This is a genomic window from Wolbachia endosymbiont of Mansonella ozzardi (assembly GCF_020278625.1).
Classification (GTDB): Bacteria; Pseudomonadota; Alphaproteobacteria; order Rickettsiales; family Anaplasmataceae; genus Wolbachia.
The window spans coordinates 1-6,927 of sequence record NZ_JADAKK010000058.1; the positions used below are offsets into that span (position 1 = coordinate 1).

At 35.7% G+C, this 6,927-nt stretch carries 5 protein-coding genes and 1 tRNA gene; 5 read left to right on the top strand and 1 reads right to left on the bottom strand.

All coding sequences use genetic code 11. The annotated features are described in order from the left end of the window. Window positions 1-40: 40 nt before the first annotated feature. Window positions 41-631 (bottom strand): BON domain-containing protein, encoded by a 591-nt coding sequence (locus IHO40_RS05040; protein WP_225537054.1) that lies wholly within the window; start codon window positions 629-631, stop codon window positions 41-43. A 169-nt stretch (window positions 632-800) separates the two neighbouring features. Between IHO40_RS05040 and IHO40_RS05045 the strand changes: the two genes are divergently transcribed. The 5 genes from IHO40_RS05045 to lon all read left to right on the top strand — a co-directional run bounded on the left by IHO40_RS05045 (window position 801) and on the right by lon (window position 6,777). Beyond that, window positions 801-882: transfer RNA gene (locus tag IHO40_RS05045), tRNA-Leu, on the top strand. A 157-nt stretch (window positions 883-1,039) separates the two neighbouring features. Continuing rightward, window positions 1,040-2,383, top strand: a complete 1,344-nt coding sequence (gene tig / locus IHO40_RS05050) for a trigger factor (protein ID WP_225537055.1) — start codon at window positions 1,040-1,042, stop codon at window positions 2,381-2,383. Between the two features lie 11 nt (window positions 2,384-2,394). Further along, window positions 2,395-3,012 carry an ATP-dependent Clp endopeptidase proteolytic subunit ClpP gene (gene clpP, locus IHO40_RS05055; protein ID WP_225537056.1) on the top strand — a complete coding sequence of 206 codons (618 nt, stop codon included), beginning with the start codon at window positions 2,395-2,397 and terminating at the stop codon, window positions 3,010-3,012. A 6-nt stretch (window positions 3,013-3,018) separates the two neighbouring features. Continuing rightward, on the top strand, window positions 3,019-4,296 hold the full coding sequence (clpX, locus tag IHO40_RS05060; RefSeq protein ID WP_410543365.1) for an ATP-dependent Clp protease ATP-binding subunit ClpX: 1,278 nt from the start codon (window positions 3,019-3,021) through the stop codon (window positions 4,294-4,296). A gap of 21 nt (window positions 4,297-4,317) precedes the next feature. Next, on the top strand, window positions 4,318-6,777 hold the full coding sequence (gene lon / locus IHO40_RS05065; protein ID WP_225537058.1) for an endopeptidase La: 2,460 nt from the start codon (window positions 4,318-4,320) through the stop codon (window positions 6,775-6,777). The last annotated feature ends 150 nt before the right edge of the window (window positions 6,778-6,927 follow it).

The following is a 6,927-nucleotide window of genomic DNA, read 5'->3' on the forward strand; positions in this document are numbered from 1 at the left end:
CACCTTTGACATAAAATTGCCACTGGGAACTAAATTTCCATTAATGGCGTAATTTGCTGTGTCCATACCGTACATAACTTACAACTTGTTTTACCCCTTTTACTTTTCTTGCAATTGCTATTACAGCTTTTAGTTCCGCTTTATTTTGAGCTATACCCATCAAATAAACAACTCTATCAACCGTATTGACGCTATAATTAATTGATTTGATATTTTTTTTTCCTAAAAGTCTTGTTCTTATTTCCGCCGTTATTATACCATCTATGGTAGTGTCAAGCATGGAAGTTGTTTGTATTGGTGTTACTCTTACTTCATTTATTACTTCTTTAACTTCTTTTTGTCGCCAAGCTATTTTCTCTGCTGTGAGTTGCTTTTCAGGGGTATCAACGTTTCCAATGAGCAATACTCTTCCTTCGCTTACTTTAACCTTTATAGCTGAAAATAGTCCATGCTTTAGGAGCCCTTTATTGATTCTGATTACCATAGTTGTATCATCAACAATATTTCCCAAAGATTTATCTTGTGTTGTTATTGCTGTTGCTGTAGCCACTACGCTACCTATTATAAGTGGTGTACAGCCACTCTGTGTAATTAGAAAAATTCCAAGTAAGAAGCTTGTTATTAGTCTCATTATTGATTTTTAGGTTTAGAATTTTCATAAGGAATGTTAATAAGCTTTTTTGATTGTGTAAATACTATAAATTAAGTAAGACTTAAGACCTTGAGTCTTTTTAAGACGGTACTTATAATTAAGGTGACAGGAATAGTTTGTGTTAGCTATAAGTTGCTGAAAGATTCCTGCGGATATGGCGGAATTGGTAGACGTGCCAGGTTTAGGTCCTGGTGAGCTTGCTCGTGGGGGTTCAAGTCCCTCTATCCGCACTCAAAATCATGTACTTGGATTAAAAAAAAGGTTTATGATCACTAAATATACTCTAATGTTTGTGTAAAAACTCGTTCTTAAGGATTGTATTTTATTGAGATTCTAGTAAAATAGCTTTGTAAAAATATAAATTAAAACATTGATAAATAGGTTATGATGTCTAGTAACATACCTCAAAATGCAGTCGAAGTAGATACATCAAGTAATATATATACCTATAAGAAGCTTAGTGTAGATAAACTAAAGCATGAGTATGAAATCACAGTTAGTAGCGATTATGTAGAACAAAAGATGAATTCTAGATTACAAGAGGTAGTGAAGAATGCAAAATTGCCTGGATTTAGATCCGGGAAGACGCCTTACGACCTTGTTGTTAAAAACTATAAAAGTGAAGTTTTGGAATATGTAGTGAATAATACGATTGACTATTGCTCAAGTGATTTAATGGAAAAAATTGAAGTCAAGTCTCACATTCATCCTAAGATTGATATTATATCATTACCAGATCTGGATAAAAGGGATGAAAAAGGCGATTTTGTATACAAACTGTCTTTTGAGTCAATGCCAGAAGTTCCAACAATAGATCTTGGTAAAATAAATTTGAAGAAAGTTGAGGCAAAAATCGAAGAGGGAGACATAAAAGAATTTATTGATTCTATAAAAACAAAATTTCCTAATCTTATCTCTGTTGATGATGATTCTTATCAAGCGAAAAATGGGGATAAATTGACAATTGACTTTGAAGGGCGGATTAGAAACAAACTCTTTCAAGGTGGAAGTGGCAAAAATTTTGCTGTTAATTTAGGATCCGGAGCATTTATCGATGGGTTTGAAGATCAATTAATTGACGTGAAAAAAGGAGAAACAAAAAGCTTTAAGTTGAGGTTCCCTGAGGATTACCAGGTAATTTCCCTTGCGGGACAAGAGGCTACTTTTTCTGTCCGAATTAATGATATTCAGATTGCCGAAGATTTTGAAAGTGATGATGAAGTAGCTAGGAGGATTGGTTTTGAGGATTATTCTTCGCTAATAAATCATGCAAAAGAAGTAATTGATAATCAATGTAAAGAAATGGGAGACCTATTAATTAAGAAGGAGCTATTTGATTGTTTGGATGCTAGTTACAGCTTTGATTTGCCTACAGACGTAGTAAAACAGGAACAGCAGAGAGTGGAAAGAGAGTTGAACTCTAAAGATGACTCTTGTAAGGAAGCTGAAAGACGAGTAAAGCTTGCAATGTTACTTATGAAGTTCAGTACAGAACATAAAATATCATTAACTCAAAATGATGTTTTAAATGTTATTCTGAACCAGTATGTCAATAAAGATGTGCTGCTTAATAGAGCATTGAAACATTTTAGCTCAAACAGGCAATTTCAGGAGTTAGTTAGAGGGCAAGCTCTTGAGCATAAAGTTACAGATTATATAATAGAAAAAGTTAATAAAGAAGAGCAGATTGTTTCTGTGAAAGGGTTAAAGGAATTATTTGATAATATTTAGTAGGAAAAGGTATGACTCTTATACCAATTGTAATTGAGCAAACTGGTCGTGGTGAACGCGCCTATGACATATATTCGAGGTTAGTGAAGGAAAGAATAATTTTTGTAACTGGTCCTATTGAGGACAATATGGCCAGCGTAATAGTAGCACAGCTTTTATTTTTAGAATCGGAAAGCCCCGATAAAGACATTTTTATGTATATTAACTCCCCAGGTGGCGTTGTAACTGCTGGCTTGTCTATCTATGATACAATGCAGTATATAAAACCAGATGTTTCAACTTTGTGTATAGGTCAAGCTGCATCTATGGGCTCTCTGCTGCTTGCAGCTGGTACAGAAGGTAAGCGTTACTCTCTGCCTCATTCAAGAATTATGATACATCAGCCATCTGGTGGTTGTCAGGGTCAGGCAACTGATATAGAAATACATGCTAATGAAATTTTGCGAATTAAGAAAAAGCTAAATCAGATTTATGAAAAGCATACTGGAAGTTCACTGAAGCAAATTGAAAGAATGATGGAAAGAGATAAATTCATGGATCCTGAAGAAGCCAGGAAAATTGGCTTGGTTGACAGAGTAATAGCTGAGCGTAAAGATATTAAGATTGAAAGTATTAGAATTGGACAATAAGGTGAGTTGATGGACAACAATGATGATTTACACTACTGTTCTTTTTGCAATAAAGCACAAAATGAAGTAGATAAGTTAATTACTAATTCTTCAGACGGTTTGAAAGTGTTTATTTGTAATGAGTGCATAGAGTTATCTCATAGAGCAATAAGCCAAAAGAAAAGTGGGGCATTTAATTCAGATTATATGTCTGATGTGAAGTTGCTACTAAAAAAACCTGAAGATATAAAAAATTTTCTTAGTAAGCATGTTGTTGGTCAAGAACACGCACAACATGTTTTGTCTGTAGCAATGTATAACCACTGTCAGTCTATGGCACAATTTCACTCTATAAGCGATGTTGAAATCGAAAAATCGAATGTAATGCTCATTGGTCCTACTGGTTCTGGTAAAACTTTGCTAGCCAAAACGCTCGCTAAAGTTTCAGATGTGCCGTTCGCGATGGCTGATGCAACAACTCTGACTGAAGCAGGTTATGTAGGTGATGATGTGGAAAGCGTGTTATCGCGTCTATTGCAAGCAGCAAATTATGATGTTGCAAAGGCACAACGTGGTATAGTGTTTATAGATGAAATAGATAAAATCACAAGGAAATCTGAAGGTACTTCGATAACACGTGACGTTTCAGGCGAAGGAGTCCAACAGGCTCTACTTAAGATTATGGAAGGCACAGTTGCTTACGTTCCGCCACAGGGAGGAAGGAAACACCCACAACAGGAATTTGTACAAGTAGATACTAATAATATACTATTTATTTGCGGAGGGGCTTTTGAAGGTTTAGACAAGATCATTGAAGCAAGAAAGAAAGGAACATCAGTTGGTTTTGGAGCAGATATCAGTCAATCTAAAGAGCAAAGGAAAAAAAATACTTTACGTGATGTTCAACCTGAAGATTTAATTAAATTCGGTTTGATACCGGAGTTCGTAGGGCGTGTTCCAATAACTGCTGTTTTAGATGAGTTAGATCACGAAGATTTAGTACATGTACTGGTAGAGCCAAGAAATGCACTAATAAAACAGTACAAGGCATTACTTACGTTTAGCAAAGTAAATCTTGAATTTTCAGATAACGCGGTATCAGCTATTGCTGAAAAAGCTATGAGTTACAAGACAGGTGCAAGAATGTTACGTGCTATTTTAGAGTCACTCTTGCTTGATGTTATGTATACAGTTGGAAACGGGGGTTTTGAAGGTAGTACAATAGTAGTTACTAAGGAAATGGTGGAATCAGGAAAAGTAGTGATCAATCGTGGCAACAAGGGTGGCGTTGTAGCAGGGGGTTGATGGTTAATTTAAGCATGTATTATGAACATTGAGTGTGCTATGGACTCTGATTTTGCTACATTGCCGGTATTGCCTTTAAGAGATGTGGTAATTTTTCCAAGTGTAGTGGTACCTTTATTTATAGGCAGGGAAAAATCCATTAATGCGTTAGAGTATGCAATTAATAATAGTAGTCACCAAAATAAGATTTTTCTTGTGACACAGCAAGATGGCTCTCTTGACAACCCAGAGCCACAAGATCTTTATGAAGTAGGTGTGCTAGCAAATATTGTACAGCCATTGATAAAATTGCCTGATAATGCGGTAAAAGTTGTAATCCAAGGAATCAGCAGAGGAAGAGCTGTTGAGTATATCGACTCTCATACTTTATTACAGGCTAGAGTAGAGTTGGATAATTATCATGAATATGAGGAAGATGAGGATAATGTCGATCTGGAAGCTTTAAAGCGATCTGTTATAGGTGCGTTTGATAGCTGGTGTAAACTGAACAAGAAAAACCAGCCTGATATTGTTGTTAATCCCGTTGAGCAGATCAAAGAAATTGATCTGCTTGTAGACACGATAGTTTCATATTTGAATATAAAAGCATCAGGTAAGCAAAGCATACTTGAGACTTATGGTCCGGGGGAACGTTTAAGAAAAACTTTTACTTTTATTGAGAGAGAAATCAGCATTTTGAATGCACAAAACCGTTTATATAAAACAATTAAATCACAAGTTGAAAGCACTCAGAAAGCTTACTACCTCAATGAGCAGTTGAAAGCTATACAGAAAGAATTGGGCGAATTTGAGAATGGAGAAGAAGGAAATATAATAAATGAATTTGAAAAAAAGATAGAAGAAATAAAGCTCTCTCAGGAAGCAAGGGAGAAAGCTATAACTGAGTTGAAAAGATATAAGAAAATGAATCCCATTTCTCCTGAAGCTACAGTTATATCTAATTATCTGTATTGGTTGCTTGATCTGCCATGGGGAAAATACAAAGATGCAAAAATTAATTTAAATGCAGCTAAAAAAATCTTAGATGAAAATCATTATGGTATAGAGAAGGTAAAAGATAGAATAATAGAGTTTTTGGCAGTGTTAAAGAGAGTAAAAGAGATCAAGGGTCCTATACTTTGCTTATTGGGACCACCTGGTGTTGGTAAAACTTCTTTAGCTAGGTCTATGGCAAGGGCAGTAGGAAGAGATTTTGTTCGCATAGCTCTTGGTGGTGTGCGTGATGAATCTGAAATACGTGGCCATAGAAAAACTTATGTTGGCTCAATGCCCGGCAAAGTCATTCAACACATGAAAAAAGCTAATTCATGCAACCCACTTTTTTTACTTGATGAAATAGATAAGATGGGTTCTGATTCGCGTGGCGACCCTGCATCTGCGTTGCTTGAGGTTTTGGACACTGAACACAATAAGCACTTTACGGACCATTACCTAGAAGTTGAGTTTGATCTTTCAAGTGTAATGTTTGTCGCTACAGCAAACAGCTTGAACTTACCACACCCTTTGCATGATAGGATGGAAATCATACAATTATCTGGTTATACTGAAGATGAAAAAATTAGCATCGCTAAGTATCATCTAATTCCCAAATTAAAGAAAGAGCATGGTTTGCGTCAGAAAGAATGGAGTATAACTAACGATGCACTGTATGAGTTGATACGTTTATATACACGCGAGAGTGGCGTTCGCAGTATGGAGAGGGAGCTTGCAAAGCTCATGAGAAAGGCAGTGAAAGAAATATTAGAAGGTAAAAATAAGAAAATATGTGTGGGAGTTAACGATTTACAGGGTTATTTAGGAGTGCGTAAATATACCTTTGGTATTGCAGAAAATGAGAGTTTAGTGGGAGTAGTAACTGGACTAGCCTACACTGAAACAGGTGGTGATATTTTAATGGTAGAGTCAGTTTTGATTCCAGGTAAGGGGGAAATAAAATATACGGGGAAACTTGGAGAGGTTATGCAAGAATCCATAAAGGCTGCGTATAGTTATATTCGATCAAATTGTCTATTCTTTGGCATAAAGCCTGAAAAATTTCAAAACAATGATATACATTTGCATCTACCTGAGGGTGCTGTACCAAAGGATGGACCTTCTGCTGGTAGTGCAATATGTACATCCATTGTTTCTCTTATGACAAACATACCAGTTAACAAAAGTGTTGCTATGACAGGTGAAGTGACACTGCGTGGTAGAGTTTTAGCTATTGGAGGCTTGAGAGAAAAGTTACTTGCAGCACTTAGAGGATCAATCAAGACTGTGATTATCCCTAGCGAAAATGAAAAGGATATGCAAGAAATACCAGCAAGCATCAAAGAAAAAGTCGATGTAGTTTTTGTCAAGGACATTGATGAGGTTATAAAAATTGCTTTGATACAGTCTACTATTCCAATTGAAAGCGATAATGGAAACAATTCACCATCTTCCTCTGTAAAAAACAAGGACGATAATTTTTCTGGCTTAGAAACACTAAAGCATTAGCATAGTTTTTGCCTAAGCATTATTTAGGTAAAAACTGCCTAATAACCTCCACTAATCCAATTATCATAATACTGAAGCTATTTATCTCTGCAATTTGTGCAGATTAAAATGACAAGAAAACTTGTATTTGGCGTATTATTGTTTAATTTT